Origin of the sequence: Polaribacter sp. BM10 (genome assembly GCF_002005425.1) — a bacterium.
GTDB lineage: Bacteria > Bacteroidota > Bacteroidia > Flavobacteriales > Flavobacteriaceae > Polaribacter > Polaribacter marinaquae.
On record NZ_CP019704.1, the window covers coordinates 973536 to 992993 of the forward strand.

General features: G+C 28.7%; 18 protein-coding genes. 12 read left to right on the forward strand and 6 right to left on the reverse strand.

Translation table 11 applies throughout. The features are described from left to right. From BXQ17_RS04285 to BXQ17_RS04295, 3 genes are all read right to left on the reverse strand, one after another. Entirely contained in the window at positions 1–1668 is a 1668-nt protein-coding gene (locus tag BXQ17_RS04285) for a S8 family serine peptidase (protein ID WP_077809454.1), read from the reverse strand. A 44-nt stretch (positions 1669–1712) separates the two neighbouring features. Continuing rightward, entirely contained in the window at positions 1713–2900 is a 1188-nt protein-coding gene (gene mnmA / locus BXQ17_RS04290; protein WP_077809455.1) for a tRNA 2-thiouridine(34) synthase MnmA, read from the reverse strand. 88 nt (positions 2901–2988) lie between these two features. Continuing rightward, positions 2989–3702 carry a toxin-antitoxin system YwqK family antitoxin gene (locus BXQ17_RS04295; protein WP_077809456.1) on the reverse strand — a complete coding sequence of 238 codons (714 nt, stop codon included), beginning with the start codon at positions 3700–3702 and terminating at the stop codon, positions 2989–2991. Between the two features lie 80 nt (positions 3703–3782). On the opposite strand from BXQ17_RS04295, the gene BXQ17_RS04300 reads away from it, so the two are divergent. The 6 genes from BXQ17_RS04300 to BXQ17_RS04325 all read left to right on the forward strand — a co-directional run bounded on the left by BXQ17_RS04300 (position 3783) and on the right by BXQ17_RS04325 (position 9675). Beyond that, entirely contained in the window at positions 3783–4334 is a 552-nt protein-coding gene (locus BXQ17_RS04300) for a hypothetical protein (protein ID WP_077809457.1), read from the forward strand. 45 nt (positions 4335–4379) lie between these two features. Further along, on the forward strand, positions 4380–5723 hold the full coding sequence (gene purB, locus BXQ17_RS04305; RefSeq protein WP_077809458.1) for an adenylosuccinate lyase: 1344 nt from the start codon (positions 4380–4382) through the stop codon (positions 5721–5723). Positions 5724–5725: 2 nt separating this feature from the next. Beyond that, positions 5726–6211, forward strand: coding sequence for a hypothetical protein (locus BXQ17_RS04310; protein WP_077809459.1), 486 nt, complete (start codon positions 5726–5728; stop codon positions 6209–6211). Between the two features lies 1 nt (position 6212). Beyond that, positions 6213–6977 carry a TerC family protein gene (locus BXQ17_RS04315; RefSeq protein ID WP_077809460.1) on the forward strand — a complete coding sequence of 255 codons (765 nt, stop codon included), beginning with the start codon at positions 6213–6215 and terminating at the stop codon, positions 6975–6977. A gap of 52 nt (positions 6978–7029) precedes the next feature. Then, positions 7030–7299 carry a hypothetical protein gene (locus BXQ17_RS04320; protein ID WP_077809461.1) on the forward strand — a complete coding sequence of 90 codons (270 nt, stop codon included), beginning with the start codon at positions 7030–7032 and terminating at the stop codon, positions 7297–7299. A gap of 81 nt (positions 7300–7380) precedes the next feature. Next, on the forward strand, positions 7381–9675 hold the full coding sequence (locus BXQ17_RS04325; protein ID WP_077809462.1) for a TonB-dependent receptor: 2295 nt from the start codon (positions 7381–7383) through the stop codon (positions 9673–9675). A gap of 77 nt (positions 9676–9752) precedes the next feature. On the opposite strand, the gene BXQ17_RS04330 is transcribed toward BXQ17_RS04325, so the two are convergent. Next, on the reverse strand, positions 9753–11129 hold the full coding sequence (locus BXQ17_RS04330) for an MFS transporter (protein ID WP_077809463.1): 1377 nt from the start codon (positions 11127–11129) through the stop codon (positions 9753–9755). 83 nt (positions 11130–11212) lie between these two features. Then, positions 11213–12022: a M48 family metallopeptidase gene (locus BXQ17_RS04335; protein ID WP_077809464.1), complete on the reverse strand. Its 810-nt coding sequence runs from the start codon at positions 12020–12022 to the stop codon at positions 11213–11215. Between the two features lie 200 nt (positions 12023–12222). Here BXQ17_RS04335 and msrB point away from each other — a divergent pair, with 200 nt between their 5' ends. The 6 genes from msrB to BXQ17_RS04370 all read left to right on the forward strand — a co-directional run bounded on the left by msrB (position 12223) and on the right by BXQ17_RS04370 (position 18422). Next, the gene (msrB, locus tag BXQ17_RS04340; RefSeq protein WP_077809465.1) at positions 12223–12705 is read left to right on the forward strand and encodes a peptide-methionine (R)-S-oxide reductase MsrB; all 483 of its coding nucleotides are present in this window, start codon (positions 12223–12225) and stop codon (positions 12703–12705) included. An 89-nt stretch (positions 12706–12794) separates the two neighbouring features. Continuing rightward, complete coding sequence (locus BXQ17_RS04345; protein ID WP_077809466.1) at positions 12795–13328, forward strand: DinB family protein; 534 nt, start codon at positions 12795–12797, stop codon at positions 13326–13328. A 526-nt stretch (positions 13329–13854) separates the two neighbouring features. Then, the gene (ffh, locus tag BXQ17_RS04355) at positions 13855–15183 is read left to right on the forward strand and encodes a signal recognition particle protein (protein ID WP_077809468.1); all 1329 of its coding nucleotides are present in this window, start codon (positions 13855–13857) and stop codon (positions 15181–15183) included. Positions 15184–15361: 178 nt separating this feature from the next. Next, the gene (locus BXQ17_RS04360; RefSeq protein WP_149025866.1) at positions 15362–16657 is read left to right on the forward strand and encodes a hypothetical protein; all 1296 of its coding nucleotides are present in this window, start codon (positions 15362–15364) and stop codon (positions 16655–16657) included. Further along, positions 16654–17532 (forward strand): bifunctional methylenetetrahydrofolate dehydrogenase/methenyltetrahydrofolate cyclohydrolase FolD, encoded by an 879-nt coding sequence (gene folD, locus BXQ17_RS04365; protein WP_077809470.1) that lies wholly within the window; start codon positions 16654–16656, stop codon positions 17530–17532. Before BXQ17_RS04360 ends, folD begins: the two co-directional genes overlap by 4 nt. After that, positions 17532–18422: a YitT family protein gene (locus tag BXQ17_RS04370; RefSeq protein WP_077809471.1), complete on the forward strand. Its 891-nt coding sequence runs from the start codon at positions 17532–17534 to the stop codon at positions 18420–18422. Before folD ends, BXQ17_RS04370 begins: the two co-directional genes overlap by 1 nt. Here BXQ17_RS04370 and BXQ17_RS04375 read toward each other — a convergent pair. After that, complete coding sequence (locus BXQ17_RS04375) at positions 18419–19450, reverse strand: AI-2E family transporter (protein ID WP_077809472.1); 1032 nt, start codon at positions 19448–19450, stop codon at positions 18419–18421. The two genes, BXQ17_RS04370 and BXQ17_RS04375, sit on opposite strands and share 4 nt — an antisense overlap. Positions 19451–19458: the final 8 nt, after the last annotated feature.

Below are 19458 nucleotides of genomic sequence, written 5' to 3' on the forward strand. Positions count from 1 at the left end.
TTATTTTTTAATAAATTTAAGAGATTTTAAAGAAGTCCCATTTTTAATTTTCAATAAATACACCCCTGATTTTAAAGATGAAACATCTATATTTTTTTTATTTTCAAAGGTTAAAATCTTTTTACCAAGAATTGTATAAACTGAAACTTTAGTTTCACTTAAATGAAGATTATCAATAGTAATATTAAGATCATTTAAAACCGGGTTTGGATAAACTTCTATATCATTTATTGAATTATTTTCTGTAGATAAGCTTACTAAAAAACTATTGTAAGCAGTTTCAAAATTAGGAATTCCGTAACCATGCTGATCTGTTGGATTATTAAATTTATCAGCAGATTCTATTATAGACTGTTTTAACTTTTGAATTCGATTGTTTAATTGTTTTGCCTGATGTTTTTTATTTAACGTTTTAAAAATTATATTTCCTGTGTCATTTAAACAAGCTATTAAACCTGCCATTATTGGAGCAGAAAAAGAAGTACCACTAGCGCTTGAAACAGAATTATCTGTATGATTAATAATAGCCGATGCAGTACCCTGCGCTAAAATTTCTGGTTTAATTCTTCCATCAGAAGTTGGTCCAAAAGAACTAAAACCAGATATATTTCCATTACTATCTACAGAACCTACAGTAATTACAGATGCAGCATCTGCAGGTGCAGTAATATATTTCCAAGAATCATTACCAGAATTTCCGGCAGAATTAACAACTAAAATTCCGCGGTTTGCAGCAATTTCTGCTCCTCTAGATATAAATGTAGTTTTTCCATTCATATCATTATAATTATAGCTGTAATCTGGATTATCAAAAGTAGAATACCCTAAAGATGTGTTTATTACATCAACACCTAAACTATCTGCTCTTTCTGCTGCTTCTACCCATAATGTTTCTTCTAAAGGAACTTCTACTGAGGCATTTTCTGTTCTAAATAAGTAGAATGAAGCATCTGGAGCTGAACCAACAAATTCATTTTCTATATAACCACCAATTGTAGAAAGTACATTTGTACCATGATTATGGCCCGAATAAAAATTTGTACTTCTTTCTACAAAATCATAACCTCCTAAAATCTTATTATTATCTCTTAATCTTTGAAATGCCTGTAATGTGTTTACGTTTGGAAAACCAGCATCAATAACTGCTATAATTTGGTTTTTTGCAGTCAAATTAATTCCGTGTAAAAAATCTCCTTTTAACATTTCAATTTGATTTTTAGTACTTCCGTAGGTAAAATCAGTCATAGAATTGTTAAATTTATTCTGATGATTTTGTTTAATTTTCTTACCCTTTCTTGCCGCTTGATTTAAAGATTTATTGGCATATTCTATATAATCTATAAAACTTAGATTTTGTTTAGCATTTTCAATATCACTTTGTGTAGCTTGAATATGAACTGCATTTAACCATTTAGAAGCACCTAAAACTGTTATACCATTAGTAGTTTTTAGTGTTTCTATATATGTGTTTTCTATAGGAACATCAATTAAACCAACAGCTATATTTAGTTTATTTCTTCTATCTAATGCTCTTTGAGATAACATTAGAAGCGGGTTTTTTAAATATGTTTCTGCACTAGGTTTATCCTTTAAAAACAACCAAGCATCTTCTTGTGCCTTTGCTTGAAAAAAAGTAATTGCAAACAAAAAAAGTAGTAATTTCTTCATGTTTTCGAAATTACTACTTTTTTATGATTTTATAAATTTAAAGCTTACGAAATTACCCCAGACCCGAGCAATTCTTCGTCTAAATACCAAGCAACAAATTGTCCTTCTTGTATTGCAGATTGTTTATTTTTAAATTCTACATACAAACCTGTTTCAACTTTATGTAAAGTGGCTTTTTCTAAAGCCTGTCTATATCTTATTCTAGCTTCGACGTCTAAAGTTTCGCCAGTTTTCAACGTTAAATCTTCACGAATCCAATGAATTTCTTCATTAGAAACAAACAACACATTTCTATATAAACCTTGATGGTTTTTACCTTCGCCTGTGTAAATAACATTTTCATTTACATCCGTTTCAATAACATACAAAGCCTCTTTTGTTCCACCAACATTTAAACCTTTACGTTGTCCTTTTGTAAAATAGTGAGCTCCTTGGTGTTTGCCAACAACTTTACCATCGTTTTTATGATAAGAAAACTTAGTAGCATAATACTTTAACGCTGCTTCTTTATTTTCAAATTCTGGTGTTGGTTTTGTGTATTGTTCAAAATCTGAAGGAATTGTAACAATTTCACCAGTTTTAGGCTGCAATTTTTGCTGTAAAAATTCTGGTAATCTAACTTTACCAATAAAACACAAACCTTGCGAATCTTTCTTTTCTGCAGTAATTAAATCTGCTTCTTTGGCAATTTCTCTAACTTGTGGTTTTGTTAATTCCCCTATTGGAAATAAAGCTTTTGTTAATTGCTCTTGCGATAATTGACACAAAAAGTAAGATTGGTCTTTGTTGTTATCTTTACCAGCTAATAATTTATAAACAGATTTACCGTTTATAATTTCTTCTCCTTTTCTGCAATAATGCCCCGTTGCAACATAATCTGCACCTAACTTTAAGGCAATGTCCATAAAAACATCAAACTTAATTTCTCTATTACAAAGTACGTCTGGGTTTGGCGTTCTTCCTTTAGAATATTCATCGAACATATAATCTACAATACGCTCTTTATATTGTTCGCTTAAATCTACTACTTGAAACGGAATACCTAACTTTTCTGCAACAATCATTGCATCATTACTATCTTCTAACCATGGGCACTCATTAGAAATAGTTACAGAATCATCGTGCCAATTTTTCATAAAAAGCCCAATAACTTCGTAACCTTGTTCTTTTAATAAATGTGCAGTAACACTAGAATCTACACCACCAGAAAGACCAACAACTACTCTTTTCATTATCTATTTTTGAGTTTGCAAATGTACGAATTAGAAATGGTTTTTAAAGATTGAAAAAATTGATAGATATATTAATTTATGTTATCAATTAATTGTCTTTTTTTCGTGTAAACGTACTTTTTTTCTTTTTTTCTAAATCTGTAGCAAGTTCTCCGTCTAAATAATATTCCCATTTACCAACTCGAACACCATTTTTATAAGTTCCGGTTTCTTTTAAATTACCATTCAATTCAAAATATTTTGCTAATCCGTTTGGTTTACCTTCTTTGTATGTAACTTCTTCTATTAAAACTCCTTTACTAGAATATTTACTAGTTACACCATCTAACAATCCGTTTTTATAAGTAGCAAATTCAGTGACTTGTCCGTTAGGATAATATACCAACTGTTCGCCATCGAGTTTGCCATTTTTATAATTTTCTTCAGACATTAAAGTTCCATCAGGATAAAAATATTGCCAATTCCCTACTCTTTTTCTATCATTTAAAACGCCTTCTGTTTTAATCTTTCCTTTTAAAGTGTAAAATTGAACAAAAAGCGAATCAGAATCCTCAAAAAAAGTTTTTATAATAACAGGATGCTCAGAAGTTCTTATGTCGTAAAACTTAAAAACACCAACTTCTTTTCCGTTTTTAAACTGGCCAGTGTAACGCACACGTTTATTAGGATAATATTTTTTCCAAACACCAGTTCTTTTCTTATTCGCATCAAACTGATTTATTTTTTGAGCATTAATCCTTTCAGTTGTTAAAAAACAAGAGACAAAGCATAAAATCAAAAACAGTCTTTTTATATTTATCATTTAAACAAAATTTTTAAAACAAATATACATTAATAGTGCCAAATTCAAATTTACTTTATATAACAGAGCAACTTAATAATATGGCAAATCCTAAAAGAGATAACCGCCAAAGAGTTGCAAATATTGTATTAGATAATCCAGATTTATTTAAAGATTTGATAACAATTACTTTTAATGTTGATGATAAAACATCTATTAAAGCTGCTTGGATTTTAGAATGGATTTGCACACATAATCACATAAACTGGATTTTACCACATTTAGATACTTTTACAACTGAAATTTACAATGTAAAATTTGATAGTGCTATAAGACCTTGTGCTAAAATTTGTGAACATTTGGCAACTGCTTATTATGCTAAAAAAGAAAATGATGTTCAAAAAACATTAACAAAAAAACATATAGACAACATCGTTGAAACAGGATTTGATTGGTTAATTACACCACAAAAAATTGCGGTTAGAGCTTATACAATGAATACTTTGTACTTTTTTGGCTTAGAAAAAGAGTGGATTCATCCTGAATTAAAACATTTAATACAAACAAAAATTATACACGAAAGCAAAGGTTGTAAAGCTCGCGGAAATCACATTTTAGCAATGATAGAAAAACATCAAAAATCGAGTTTATAAATCTGTTAAATTACCTATTTTTGCAATTAACAACATAACTAAAAAATGAACTTAACAAAATTAAATGCCATCTCACCTATTGATGGTCGTTATAGAGGTAAAATTGATAAACTTGCAAACTATTTTTCTGAAGAAGCTTTAATTAAATATAGAGTTCGCGTAGAAATAGAATATTTTATCGCTTTATGCGAAATTCCTTTGCCACAATTAGAAAGTTTTGATACTTCTCTTTTTGAAGAATTACGCAAAATTTATACAGAATTTACAGCTGAAGATGCGCAGAAAATTAAAGATATCGAAAGCATTACAAACCATGATGTAAAAGCTGTAGAGTATTTTATCAAAGAAAAATTTGATGCTTTAAATTTACAAGAATTTAAAGAGTTTATCCACTTCGGATTGACGTCTCAAGATATTAATAATACCGCTGTTCCGCTTTCTATAAAAGAAGCAATGAATGATGTTTATGTACCTCAATATTTTGAAGTTTTAGAAAAACTACAAGAATTGGTTACAGAGTGGGCAGATATTTCTATGTTGGCAAGAACTCATGGTCAACCAGCTTCTCCTACAAGATTAGGAAAAGAAATAGAAGTTTTTGTGGTTCGTTTAAAAGAACAATTCAATTTGTTAAATGATATACCAAGTGCAGCTAAATTTGGTGGCGCAACAGGTAATTATAATGCACATAAAGTTGCTTATCCTACAATAGATTGGAAAGAATTTGGAACTACTTTTGTACAAGAAAAACTAGGTTTACAGCATTCTTTTCCAACAACTCAAATAGAGCATTACGATCATATGGCTGCTTTGTTTGATACTTTAAAACGTATCAATACAATAATTATAGATTTAGACAGAGATTTCTGGACCTATGTTTCTATGGATTATTTTAAGCAAAAAATTAAAGCTGGTGAAGTAGGTTCATCTGCAATGCCACATAAAGTTAACCCAATTGACTTCGAAAATTCTGAAGGAAATTTAGGTTTGGCTAATGCAATTTTCGAACATCTTTCTGCTAAATTACCAATTTCTAGACTACAAAGAGATTTAACAGACAGTACGGTTTTACGTAATGTTGGTGTGCCTTTTGGTCATACCATTATAGCATTTACATCTACTTTAAAAGGTTTAAATAAATTGTTATTAAACAAAGAAAAGTTCGAGCAAGATTTAGAAAATAATTGGGCTGTTGTTGCAGAAGCAATACAAACAATTTTAAGAAGAGAAGCATATCCTAATCCTTATGAAGCTTTAAAAGGATTAACTAGAACAAACGAAAAAATAAATCAAAATTCTATTGCGAATTTTATCGATACGTTAGAAGTTTCTGATGAAATTAAAAACGAGTTAAAAGCAATAACACCAGCAAATTATACAGGTATTTAAAAATGATAAAAACAGAAAAAAAGATAGAGAAAAAAGAGGTTTCAAAATTTATTTTTAAAAGAAATAAAGGCATTATTTTGTCTCTTTTTTCTTGTCTTTTTTTTCTAATATTAGCTTCTTGTAAAGCTGAAAAAGGTGATCCGGATAGATTTAAACAAGGTGTTTTCGAAATTCCTGCTGGAAATGGTTATAGTAAAACTAAAATTACCAGAATCGATAGTTTACAAATAGAAGAGTACGATAAAATTGTAAGTATTTCTACAGATAGTTTAACCACAGAAAAAAGAATTAAACATATAGATACTTTATACATTAAATGGAAAAGTAACTTTTTCTATTCTTTAAAAATGAAATCACCAAAAAAGCAGTTAGACAAAGATGCTATTTATGTGCAAATAACTAAGATTAAAGATAGTTCTTACGATTTTTCTGCTAAAATAGGATTCAGTAAATTTTTAACCGACGGTACTATTTATAAAATAAAATAATATGGAAATATTTCTAAATGCAGATACTTGGGTAGCACTACTAACATTAACGTTTTTAGAAATAATTTTAGGTATAGATAATATTATATTTATATCAATATCTGCTAACAAACTACCAGAAAATCAAGTAAGAAAAGCAACAATTTTAGGGTTGGCTCTAGCAATGATTACGAGAATCATTTTGCTATTTGGTGTTTCTTATTTAATTGCTTTAAAAGATCCTTTTTTAAAAATAGATATCGATTGGTTTAAAACCGGCATTACTGGTCAAAGTATAATTTTATTTTTAGGCGGATTATTTCTATTGTATAAAAGTACAAAGGAAATAAGACAAAAAGTAGAAAACACAAACGAAGACGAAGTACTAAAATCACCAAAAGTAATTTCTTTTTCTAGTGTAATCATTCAAATAATATTAATAGATATTGTTTTTTCTTTTGATAGTATTCTTACGGCAGTTGGTATGACTAACGGAATCGAAGGTGCACTTATAATTATGATTATTGCTGTAATTGTCTCGATTCTAATTATGATGCTTTTTTCTAAACCAATAAGTAATTTCGTAAATAAAAATCCAACAATTCAAATGTTGGCGCTTTCTTTTTTAATTTTAATTGGCTTTATGCTTATTACAGAAGCTGCACATTTATCGCATACAGAAATTTTTAACAAAACTGTAGGAGCTATTCCTAAAGGATATTTGTACTTTGCGATCGCTTTTTCTTTAGGAGTAGAAATGCTGAATTTAAAAATTAGAAAAAAGTAATTTTATCAAAGGTTTTAAACAACATATCAGTTTATTATTTTTGTTCGTATTGATGTTTCCTGCATCAATACAAATAACCCACGCGCTAGAAAATCATGACCATGTTGTTTGTTCATCAAAAGTAGAGCAACACCTACATCAAGATTCTTTAAATTGCGATGAACTGCACAAACAATTAATAACATTTAACTTTACTTTTAATTCATTCGAATTAACAAACATAGAAATATACAAAAGTAATTTTCTATCAAAAAAAATTAGATTTAAAGAAGTAAAAATTTCTAAAAAATCTTCTAGAGCACCACCTCAATTTACTATTTAGAACTATATACCTATACCCTACTAATTATTTTTCAATATAATTTTCTGGGAAAATCTTCTATTTAATAGTAAATACATTACAATGAAAACATATTTAAAACTGCTATTTTTAATGGCATTTATATCTGTGAATGCACAAAATAGCATTTCTGGAAAAATTACAGATACCAATAACAACGCACTAATTGGTGTAGAAATTCATGCACAAGAAATTCACAAAGGAACCATAACAAATAATGATGGTTTTTATGAATTAAAAAATATCCCAAACGGAAAAATTAAATTAACATTTACTTATTTAGGTTATAAAACTGTATCTAAAAATGTAGATTTAAACGATAACAACCAAGAAATTAATTTACAATTAGTTGAAACATTTTATGAAATAGACGAAATTATTGTTTCTACTCCTTTTAATAAATTGCAATCAGAAAATGTAATGAAAGTTGAAAGACTTTCTGCAAATAAATTGCAAAAATTAGGCGCTACAACGTTATCCGAAGGAATTGCAAATATTGCAGGAGTTTCTCAAATTTCTACCGGAAATTCTATTGGTAAACCTGTTATTAGAGGTTTAAGCGGTAACAGAGTTTTGGTTTACACACAAGGTATTCGTTTAGAAAATCAGCAATTTGGTGGTGAACACGGTTTAGGTATTAATGATGCCGGTATTGGTTCTGTAGAAGTAATTAAAGGTCCTGCGTCTTTACTTTATGGTTCTGATGCATTAGGTGGTGTTTTATATCTTAATCCAAAAAAATTTGCTTCTTCAAATAAAACAAAAGTTAATATCAATCAGCGTTACTTTAATAATACGTTAGGAACAAATACATCGGTAGGAGTTAAAAGTTCTTTAGAGAATTGGAAGTTTTTAGCAAGAGGAACTTACGCAAATCATGCAGATTATAAAATACCTACAGATAAAAGAGTTACAAATACACGTTTTAACGAAAAGGATTTTAAATCTGGAATTGCATATTCTAAGAATAAATTTACATCAGAATTAAGGTACAATTACAACAAATCTAATTTAGGTTTAACAGAAGGAATCGGTCTACAGTCAACAAGTAATGATTTATTAGAACCGTTTCAAACAATAGACAATCATATTATTAGCTCTCATAACCACTTCTTTTTTGGAGATTCTAAATTAGATATCGATTTAGGTTATACTTTTAATGATAGACAAGAGTTTGAAGAACATCAAGAGCACGATGACCATGATGAGGATGAAGATGAAGACGACCACGATCATGACCACGGAGATGAAGACCATGATGAAGAACATGGAGAAGCTGCTTTAAGAATGAAATTGAAAACATTTACCTACAATGCAAAATATCATTTTCCTAAGATTGGAAGCTTAGAAATTTTATCTGGTATACAAGGTTTACATCAAACTAATACTAATTTTGGTGAAGAAATTTTAATACCAAACGCTACCGTAAATGACTTCGGAATTTTTACAACCGCAAATTACACATGGAATAACAATACTTTACAAGCTGGTATTCGTTTTGATAATAGAAAAATTGATACAGAAAGACACGAAGTTGCTCATGATGATGAAATACATGTTTTTGAGGCTGTAAATAAATCTTACAACAGTTTTACAACTTCTTTAGGTCTTAAAACTTCGTTATCAGATCAAATTACTACAAGAATAAATGTTGCTTCTGGTTTTAGAGCTCCTAACCTAGCAGAATTAAGTTCTAACGGAGTGCATCATGGTACAAATAGATTCGAAAAAGGAAATAGTAATTTGGTAAATGAAAAAAATGTACAATTAGATCTTTCTTTAGAATACAAAACAGAACATTTTGAGGTATTTGCTAACGGATTTTACAACCATTTAAACGATTATATATTTATAACGCCTACGGATGAGATTGAAGATGGTGAACAAGTATTTACGTATATACAAGAAAATGCAAAATTGTATGGTGGTGAATTTGGTTTCCATTTACATCCGCATCCACAAGATTGGTTGCATTTAGAAAGTACTTTCGAAACTGTAATTGGTAAACAAAAAAATGGAGATTATTTACCGCTAATACCTGCTAATACTTGGAGAAATACTTTTAGAACAGAATTTAATTATAAAAACTGGTTAACGCAAGGTTATACTTCTATTACATTAGAAAGTACATTTTCTCAAGAAAATGTAAGCTCTTTTGAAACCCCAACTAGCAATTATAATTTATTAAATTTTGCTTTAGGTGGAGATGTTTCTATAAGAAATGTAAAATTTACAGGTTCACTTAGCGTTAATAATTTATTAAATAAAAAATATATCAATCATTTATCTAGATTAAAAAATGATGGAATATTTAACCAAGGTAGAAATGTAGTTTTAGGAATTAATGTTCATATTTAAATTGAACATTTGTGTTTATAAAAAAAGTGTCACTAAACAGTGACACTTTTTTTTATTTTAATAATTTTATTCTAAAATTAATGTACATGTTCCGTTCTTTTTAAAGTACTTAATACAATTAAAGCAGCTACAAAAAACAAAGCCAAAGAAAGAACACTCCATTGCATAGAGTCTGTTAAATAGATTAAGAATCCGAATACAAAAGTTCCTAATACAATTGCTATCTTTTCTGTAACATCATAAAAACTAAAATACGTTGCATTGTCTTGAGTTTTTGGTAAAAGTTTAGAATATGTAGATCTTGTTAAAGATTGAATTGCACCTAAAACCAAACCTAATAATCCGCCTAAGGCATAAAAATAAATTTCTACATTTTGTAATTCTTTTTCTAGCATAAAAGCAGAAAAACAAACTAAAATCCATATTAAAATAGTGATTTTTATTGCCATAAAATTCCCTAATTTTTTAGAAACGTTAGAAAAAACCCAAGCACCTAAAATAGCAACAAACTGAATAAGTAATACCGTTACAATTAAATTTGTAGTACCTAAACCTAATTCTGAAGAACCAAAAATTGTTGCTAATAAAATAATTGTTTGTACACCAACACTCAGTAAAAAAAAAGCAATTAAAAAGTTTCTTAAGGTTGGATATCCTTTTAATTCTATCCAAACTTTTTTTAGTTCTTTAAAACCCTTCCAAATAAAATCTTTTTCTGGTTTTCTATTGTAAATATTGTTTGGCAATTTTTTAAATGTTATTTGTGCAAAACCAATCCACCATAAGCCCACCATAACAAAAGATATTCTCATGGCCTTTAATGATGCTGCATTTTTAGCATCTTCTATAGCTTTTTCAATTTCTAAACTGTTACCAGAAGATAATATAGGCTCAGAAATACTGGTATCAAAACCAAAAGTATTAGGTACTAAAATCATTCCTAAACAAATTAAAAGTAAAATTATAGAACCAATATAACCATGAATAAAACCTTTAGCACTTGCAGCATCTTGTTGTTCTGGATGCGCAACTTCTGGCAAATAAGAATTGTAAAAAACAATACTAGACCAAAAACCAATACTTGCTAAAATTGTACAAATAATACCTACCCAAGCGGTGTTTAAATCTTGAAAGAAATACATAGAGATTACAGACAAACCACCAAGCCAACAAAAGAATTTCATAAACTTAAGTTTGTTACCTGTATAATCTGCTATAGCAGATAAAATTGGAGACATAAATGCAACAACTAAAAAAGAAAAAGATAAAGCGTAACTGTATAAAGTATCTGGGTAATCCCACTTCATACCTAAAAATGTTACAATTTCATCTTTTGTTATGGCGCTATAAAATAAAGGGAAAACAGCAGTACTAATAACTAAAGAATACACAGAGTTTGCCCAATCATAAAAAGCCCAAGCATTAATTAATTTTTTATCTCCTATTTTTAACATATCGTTTTTTTAAATAAAAATGCCGTTCAATTTCTATTGAACGGCATACAATATAGTAAAAGTTTTTACCTTTTAAATTATTTTTATTTTGCGGCTACATTAAATTTAGCTGCATACTTTCTTGCGGTAGGTAAATACGTTTTTAAATCTTGAATTCTAGATTCGTTAGAAGGGTGTGTACTTAAAATTTCTGGTTGAGAGCTTCCGCCAGATTTCTGGCTCATTCTTACCCAAACTTCTGCAGCTTCTGTACCATCATAACCAGCCATAATCATAAATACCAATCCTAATCTATCTGCCTCTTGTTCGTGAACTCTACTAAACTTTAAAACTCCTAAACCAGAACCTATTCCGAAAGCAGTATTCCATAATTGTTGTGTTTTAGCATCTTTACCAGAAGTACCTAAAGCTACAGCTAATCCTCCGATTTGTTGTAATTGTCCTTGAGACATTCTTTCTTGACCATGTTTAGCAAATGCATGTGCAACCTCGTGCCCCATAACTGCTGCTACTCCATCAACATTTTTACAAATTGGCATTATACCAGTATAAAAAACCACTTTTCCTCCTGGCATACACCAAGCATTTACCGTATTGTCTTCTACTAAATTAAATTCCCATCTATAAGCCTCTGCTTCACTAGTCATATTATTGGCTCTCATAAATCGATCTACAGCAGCTGCAATATTTGTACCAACACTTTTTACTTGATTAGTCATGGTTCTATTTGTAGAAAGTTTATTTTCTTCTAAAAAACCTTGATATTGTGCAAAACTTGCAGGTAAAACTTGTGAATCACTTACAAAATTAACTCTACTTCTACCTGTAATAGGAACTTTACTACATTCTGAAAAAAGAATAACAGTAAATAATAAAATGGCTATTTTCTTCATTTTTGATTGTTTTTGTTCTAATATTTTATTTTTTGTAGCAATTTATAAATTTTATTATTAGAATTTGAACTATATCAGTTTTAATCTTAACTGAAAAAGAAAATCACTTTAAAATGAATTTTAAAAAAAGTAAATTTGTGTAAGTTTTCGATAGCTGTATCGACAAAATAATTCAATAAAAACTTACAAATAAAATCATCATGAATAAAATATTTTCATTAATTATTATTTTCTCTTTTTTTAGTTGTGCTGGTAATGCCCAGAAAAAATCTGATAAAACCAAAACATATAAAATATCAAAAACAGATGCACAATGGAAAAAAGAACTAACAGAACAACAATATTATGTGCTTAGGCAAGCCGGCACAGAAAGACCACATTCTAGTGAGTTAAATAAAATAAAAACGCCAGGAACATTTGTATGTGCTGCATGTAAAACACCTTTATACGAAACAAAACATAAATTTATTTCTGGTACAGGATGGCCATCTTTTGATAGAGCTGTTAAAGGAAACGTAGAATTAGATGTAGATTATAAAATTGGTTATGCAAGAACAGAATTAAAATGTAATACTTGTGGTGGCCATTTAGGGCATTCTTTTGATGATGGACCACAAGAAACTACAGGAAAACGTCATTGTATTAACGGAGTTGCTTTAGAGTTTATTCCGAAACAAAAATAATTTTTAATCATTATAATGATACAAGAGCTTTAGTAAAGCTCTTTTTTTATGCTTTAAATTTTGTATATTTATTGATATAATTATTCAGAATGAATAAAAAAGAAATAATAGAATTGTTAAAAACTAATCATGATATTTTAATCGATTGGTTAGAAAAACAACCCAAAGAAATTTGGGAAAAAGGTCCTTCTGATAAATGGACTACTGGTCAGCATGTTCTGCATCTAGTCAACAGTTTTCAATTATTAAACAAAGCTTTAAACTTTCCGAGATTCTTTTTAAAACACAAATTTGGTTTGTGCAACAGAGCAACAAGAGATTACGATACGGTTGTTAAGAATTATCAAAATAAATTAAAAGGCAATGAAGATAAGGCGAGAAAATTTAATAGTAAATTAAAAAAACCTTCTTTAAAAAGTAGAAAAAAAATACTTCGTAAATTGTCTTTATCTAATAAAAAACTTCAAAATAAAGTTAGAAGAAGAAGTGATTTAAATTTAGACCGATTGGTTATTCCACATCCTTTAATGGGTAAAATGACTATTAGAGAAATTGTTATGTGGTCTGCATATCATTTAGAACATCACACTGATATTCTTTCAGAAAAATATGAAAACTTATAAAGTATCTTTATTAAAAAATTGTTTAGAAAAACCATACTTAATATTTCTAGCGTTTAGCATTTCGTTCATTATCTTAGGTATTGTAAATAATAATCTTATAAATATTAATTTTATGGATATTTACATGACGATAAGTATCAATTATTGGTTCTATGTATCTGCTGTGTATTTTTTATTAATTGCTTTTAATTATTATATTTTGAAATGGACAGGCAAAAAACCAAATAAATGGCTCACTATTTTACATTTAATTACCCAAATTTCATCATTAGTAATCTTAATGATTTCTCAATATTTTAAAAATCTAAAAACACATAATAACTTGGACTACATTTACTTAGAGAATTATAATTCATTCTTATTTACAATAGCAATTATACTTTTCTTGATTTCTATTTTTTTTCATTTTACAAACTTTTTTACCGGATTATTTTTAAAGAAAAACTTGTAAAAAAAGGCATTAATAACTTTCTTAAAATTCTTGTTAATTTATTATATTTGTGTTTCCAAAAAAAAGACACAAATTATGTTTAATAATTTAAGCGATAAATTAGATAAAGCCTTACACACCCTTAAAGGACACGGTAAAATTACAGAAGTAAACGTTGCAGAAACTTTAAAAGAAGTTAGAAGAGCGTTATTAGATGCCGATGTTAACTTTAAAATTGCGAAACAATTTACTAAAAGTGTTCAAACAAAAGCAATAGGACAAGATGTATTAACTACATTAAATCCTGGGCAATTAATGGTTAAGTTGGTTAAAGATGAACTAACAGAACTAATGGGTGGTGAAACTGTAGGTGTTAACCTTGGTGGATCACCAACTGTAATTTTAATGTCTGGTTTACAAGGTTCTGGTAAAACAACTTTTTCTGGAAAATTAGCAAACTTCTTAAAAACAAAAAAAGCAAAACAAGTACTTCTTGTTGGTTGTGATGTTTATAGACCTGCAGCAATTAATCAATTACAAGTAGTTGGTGAGCAAATTGGTGTAGAAGTATATGCAGAAGTTGGTAATAACAATCCTGTAGAAATTTCTAAAAACGCAATACAACACGCTAAAGCAAATGGCAAAAATGTTGTAATTATTGATACCGCTGGTCGTTTAGCTGTTGATGAAGAAATGATGACAGAGATTTCTAATATTCATAAAGCAATTACGCCACAAGAAACTCTTTTTGTTGTAGATTCTATGACAGGACAAGATGCAGTTAACACAGCAAAGGCTTTTAATGATATTTTAAATTTTGATGGTGTTGTTCTTACAAAGTTAGATGGTGATACTCGTGGTGGAGCTGCGTTATCGATTAAATCTGTAGTAGACAAACCAATTAAATTTATTGGTACTGGAGAGAAGATGGATGCGATAGACGTTTTTCATCCTGATAGAATGGCAGATAGAATTCTTGGAATGGGAGATGTTATTTCTCTTGTTGAAAGAGCTCAAGATCAATATGATGAAGAGGAAGCTAGAAAATTACAGAAAAAAATTGCAAAAAATCAGTTTGGTTTTGATGATTTCTTAAATCAGATTCAGCAAATAAAGAAAATGGGAAGCATGAAAGACCTTATGGGTATGATTCCTGGCGCTAGTAAAGCAATGAAAGATATTGATATTGATGATGATGCTTTTAAAGGTATTGAAGCAATTATACATTCTATGACACCATCGGAAAGAAGCACACCAACAACTATTAATGCTAGTCGTAAGAAAAGAATAGCTAAAGGTTCTGGTACATCGGTTACAGAAGTAAATCAATTGATGAAGCAATTCAATCAAATGAGCAAGATGATGAAAATGATGCAAGGTGGTGGTGGCAAAAAAATGATGCAAATGATGAAAGGAATGAAATAAAATAAATATAAGCTGCAATTTTGCAGCTTTTTTTAATTAATAAATGTACATTTTTTTGCAAGCGTTATTCAAATCAAAAAATAAAAGAATCCTTTTCTTTATTTCTTTTGGTGCCTTACTATTTCTGTTATCTTTTAAAAATGGAATGTTTTGGGATAATGTATTGTTTGCTTCAAAAATGGGCAATTATCTGTATGAAAACTCTTTATTCGACTGGAATATTCCTATTAGTTTCGATCCTGGTCATCCGCCTTTTTTAGGTTTTTTATTAGCCATTTTCTGGAAAATTTTTGGTCATGAATTATGGGTTTCTCATTTATTGATATTACCTTTTACCATCGGGTTCTTTTTTCAAATTAGAAAATTTACTTCCTATTTTATAGATGCTACTAATAAGCACTTCTTTTTATTTATTCTAATAATTGCAGAACCAAGCTTAGCAACCTCTTTTGTGATTGTTAATCCAGAAATAATTATTCTATTTTTCTTTTTTTTAGTTGTAAACTCGATTCTATTTAAAAACGATTACTTAAAATTTATTGGTCTAATATTTCTAAGCATTATATCATACAGAAGTATGATGTTAGTTGCAGGTATTTTTCTTTTTGATCTGCTGAATAAATTATATATCCAAAGAGAGAAAATAAATTCTATCTTAAATTTTAAATTCCTATTAATTTATTTTTTTGGTAGTATAACCGGCATTTCTTTTGTAGTTTGGAGGCTTATTACTAAAGGTTGGTTGCAAACTCATCCAGATTCTCCTTGGGCTAGTTTATGGCAATTTGTTGATATTAAATGGTTTGTTAAAAACTGTTTTATTTTAGTACAAAGATATTTAGACTTTGGTAAAATTTTTATTTTCTTATTTTTAATTATTTCGTTCATTCTTTTTGGTAAAAGAATAATAACAACTGTTAAAAATAAACAATTGTTATTATTATCAATTTCTTCTGTATTTTTTGTTATTCTAGTTTCATTAATATCTACTAACACAATTGGGCATCGATATTTTATAGTTTCTTACATTGTATTTATCACATTATCTTTTAGAATAATTATATTATTTTTTACTAGAAAAAAAATTATTTACAGTATCTTATTTCTTGGTCTTGTAACAGGTAATTTATGGATTTATCCTAAGGAAATCTCACAAGGTTGGGATGCTACTTTAGCGCACATTCCTTACCATTCTTTGCGATTAGAAGCTATTAATTATTTAAATAAAGAAAATATTAATGTCGAAGATGTTGCTAGTTTTTTTCCTAACTTAACCAAATTAGATTTAGTTGATTTTAAAGGAGACACAAGATCTTTTCAAAAATTTAATAAAAAAAACAAGTACGTTTTTTACGCCACAGTTTTTAATTTATCTGATGATGAATTAAAAAGTTTAGAAAATGACTATACCATATTAAAAGAATTCAATAATTTTAACATAACTATCAATATTTATATTTTAAAAGAAAAATGATTTTATTAGACGGAAAAAAGACATCTGCAGACATTAAAGAAGAAATTGCTTTAGAAGTTAGAGACTTAAAAGACAAAGGCCATAAAACGCCTCATTTAGCTGCGGTAATTGTAGGTAACGACGGTGCTAGTATAACTTATGTAAATGCAAAAGTAAAAGCATGTGAACGTGTTGGCTTTGAATCTACATTAATTAGACTTTCAGAAGAAACTACAGAAGAAGAACTACTTAACGAAATTGCTGTTTTAAATGTAGATAATGATATTGATGGCTTTATTGTACAATTACCATTACCTAAGCACATAGACGAGCAAAAAATATTAATGGCAGTAGATCCTGAAAAAGATGTTGATGGATTTCACCCAACTAACGTTGGTAAAATGGCTTTAAACTTACCAACCTTTATTTCTGCAACTCCTTTCGGAATTTTAGAATTATTAGATAGATACAACGTAGAAACATCAGGTAAACATGTAGTTGTTTTAGGAAGAAGCCATATTGTTGGTAGTCCAATGAGTATACTTTTATCTCAAAAACGTAAAGTTGGTAATGCAACTGTTACAATGTGCCATAGTAGAACAAAAAACTTAAAAGAAATTACATTACAAGCAGATATTGTAATTGCAGCAATTGGTATTCCAGAATTTTTAAAAGCAGACATGGTTAAAGACAATGTAACTGTGATTGATGTAGGAATTACACGTTTAGCAGATTCGACTAAAAAAAATGGTTTTAGATTGGTTGGAGATGTTGCTTTTGAAGAAGTTTCTAAAAAATCTGATTTTATTACACCGGTTCCTGGTGGAGTTGGTCCTATGACAATTGCAATGTTATTAAAAAACACTCTCTTAGCTTGTACTAGAAAATCTAAATAATGTCAATTAAAAATGTAACCACTTACCTATCAGAATATTTTCAAATATTTGTTGGAATCGTTTTAACAAGTTTGGGCTTGAAGGCCTTTTTATTACCAAACGGTTTTCTAGATGGTGGTGTAACTGGTATTGCACTTTTAGTAAGAACGCAAGTAGACATTAACATGTCTTATTTATTGTTAGTATTCAGTATACCTTTTTTAATATTAGGTTATTTTACAGTTTCGAAAAGAATTGTAATCAAATCTATTATAAGTATTTTAGGCTTAGCCTTGTTTATTCATTTAGAGAACTTTCAAACCATAACCAACGATAAACTGCTAATTTCAATATTTGGTGGTTTATTGGTTGGTTCTGGTATTGGAATAGCGATAAGAAATGGTTCTGTTTTAGATGGATCTGAAATTTTGGGTGTTTATTTAAACGATAAATTCGGAATAAGCATCGGTAAAATTGTATTAATTTTTAACATTATTCTATTCGCAATAACAGCTTTTGTGGTTTCTGTAGAAGTTGCACTCTACTCTATTTTAACATATATAATTGCTGCTAAAGTTACAGATACCGTAATAGAAGGCTTTGAAGATTTTATTGGTGTAACAATAGTTTCTAGAAAACATAAAATTATTAAAAAAGCTATTTTAGAAGAATTGGGTGTAGGTTTAACAATTTACAAAGGATCTTCTGGTTTTGGTAGCAACGGCAAATCAGAAGATTTTGATATTATTCATTCTATAATTAATAGAATCGATATTAAAAAAATGTATCGAATTGTACAAAATTTAGATGAAAATGCATTTATTGTAGAGTTTGATGTAAATAGTGTTAAGGGAGGAGTTTTAAGACATTATATTAACAAGAAGAAAAACAAAAAACTACCAATTATTTAGAGTACATTTTCTTCTGATCTTTGTGCACCAAATTCTTTTCTATAAATTCTTACTATCACTAAGAATAAACTTATTAGTAATGGTCCAAAAATTAAACCAATAAATCCGAATAAAGGCACACCAACAATAACACCAATTAATGTAATTAACGGATGTACATTATCTAATTTCTTTAAAACAAACAGCCTTATAATATTATCTGTAGAACCTACTACAACTAAACCGTAAATTAGAATTCCCCAAGCTGCAAAATTGTTTCCAGTAGAAATTGTTAAAATAAAAACGGGTAAGATTCCTATAAGAGTTCCCACAAACGGAATCATAGAACCTACAGTAACAATTATAAACCAAAAAAAAGGATCGTTAATATCAAATATTAAGAAACCAATTAAAGCAATTATACCTTGACCAATGGCAACTAACGGAATACCAATTGCATTAGAACGAACCATTGCTTGAGATTCTTCACCAATAATTTTTAAATTCTTATCACTTATTGGTATATATTGATACAAAGAATTTCTAAGTTCTGATCTATTGGTAAACATATAATACAACATAAAATACATGATACCAATTGCTATAAAAATATTAAATGTTCCGCCTGCAAAACCTTCTAAATTGCTTGTAACCCAAGTAGAAACTTCAGACACATTAATTTTTTCAGCTAAATCATAACCAAATCTATTTTCTATTTTACCAAATATATCTTTTAGGGCTTGTGTAACTTCTGCAGAATTTTTAACCGCATCACCTATTTTACTGCCCAACATCATTAATAAACCTGTTACCGGTAATAAAATGCATATAAATGATATCAACATTAAAAATATAGCTGCTACATCTGGATGCCATTTTCTTTTTACTAAAATAATCATCCATTTTCTTAGCAAGACATACACAGTTATAGCCCCTAAAACGCCCGATAAATAAGGCATCATTTCCTTAAAAATTAAAATACCAATAACTAATATTAGTAATAAAACAAATACTTGTCTTATGGTTTTGGGTGCAATTGTATCATTCATAAAATAGA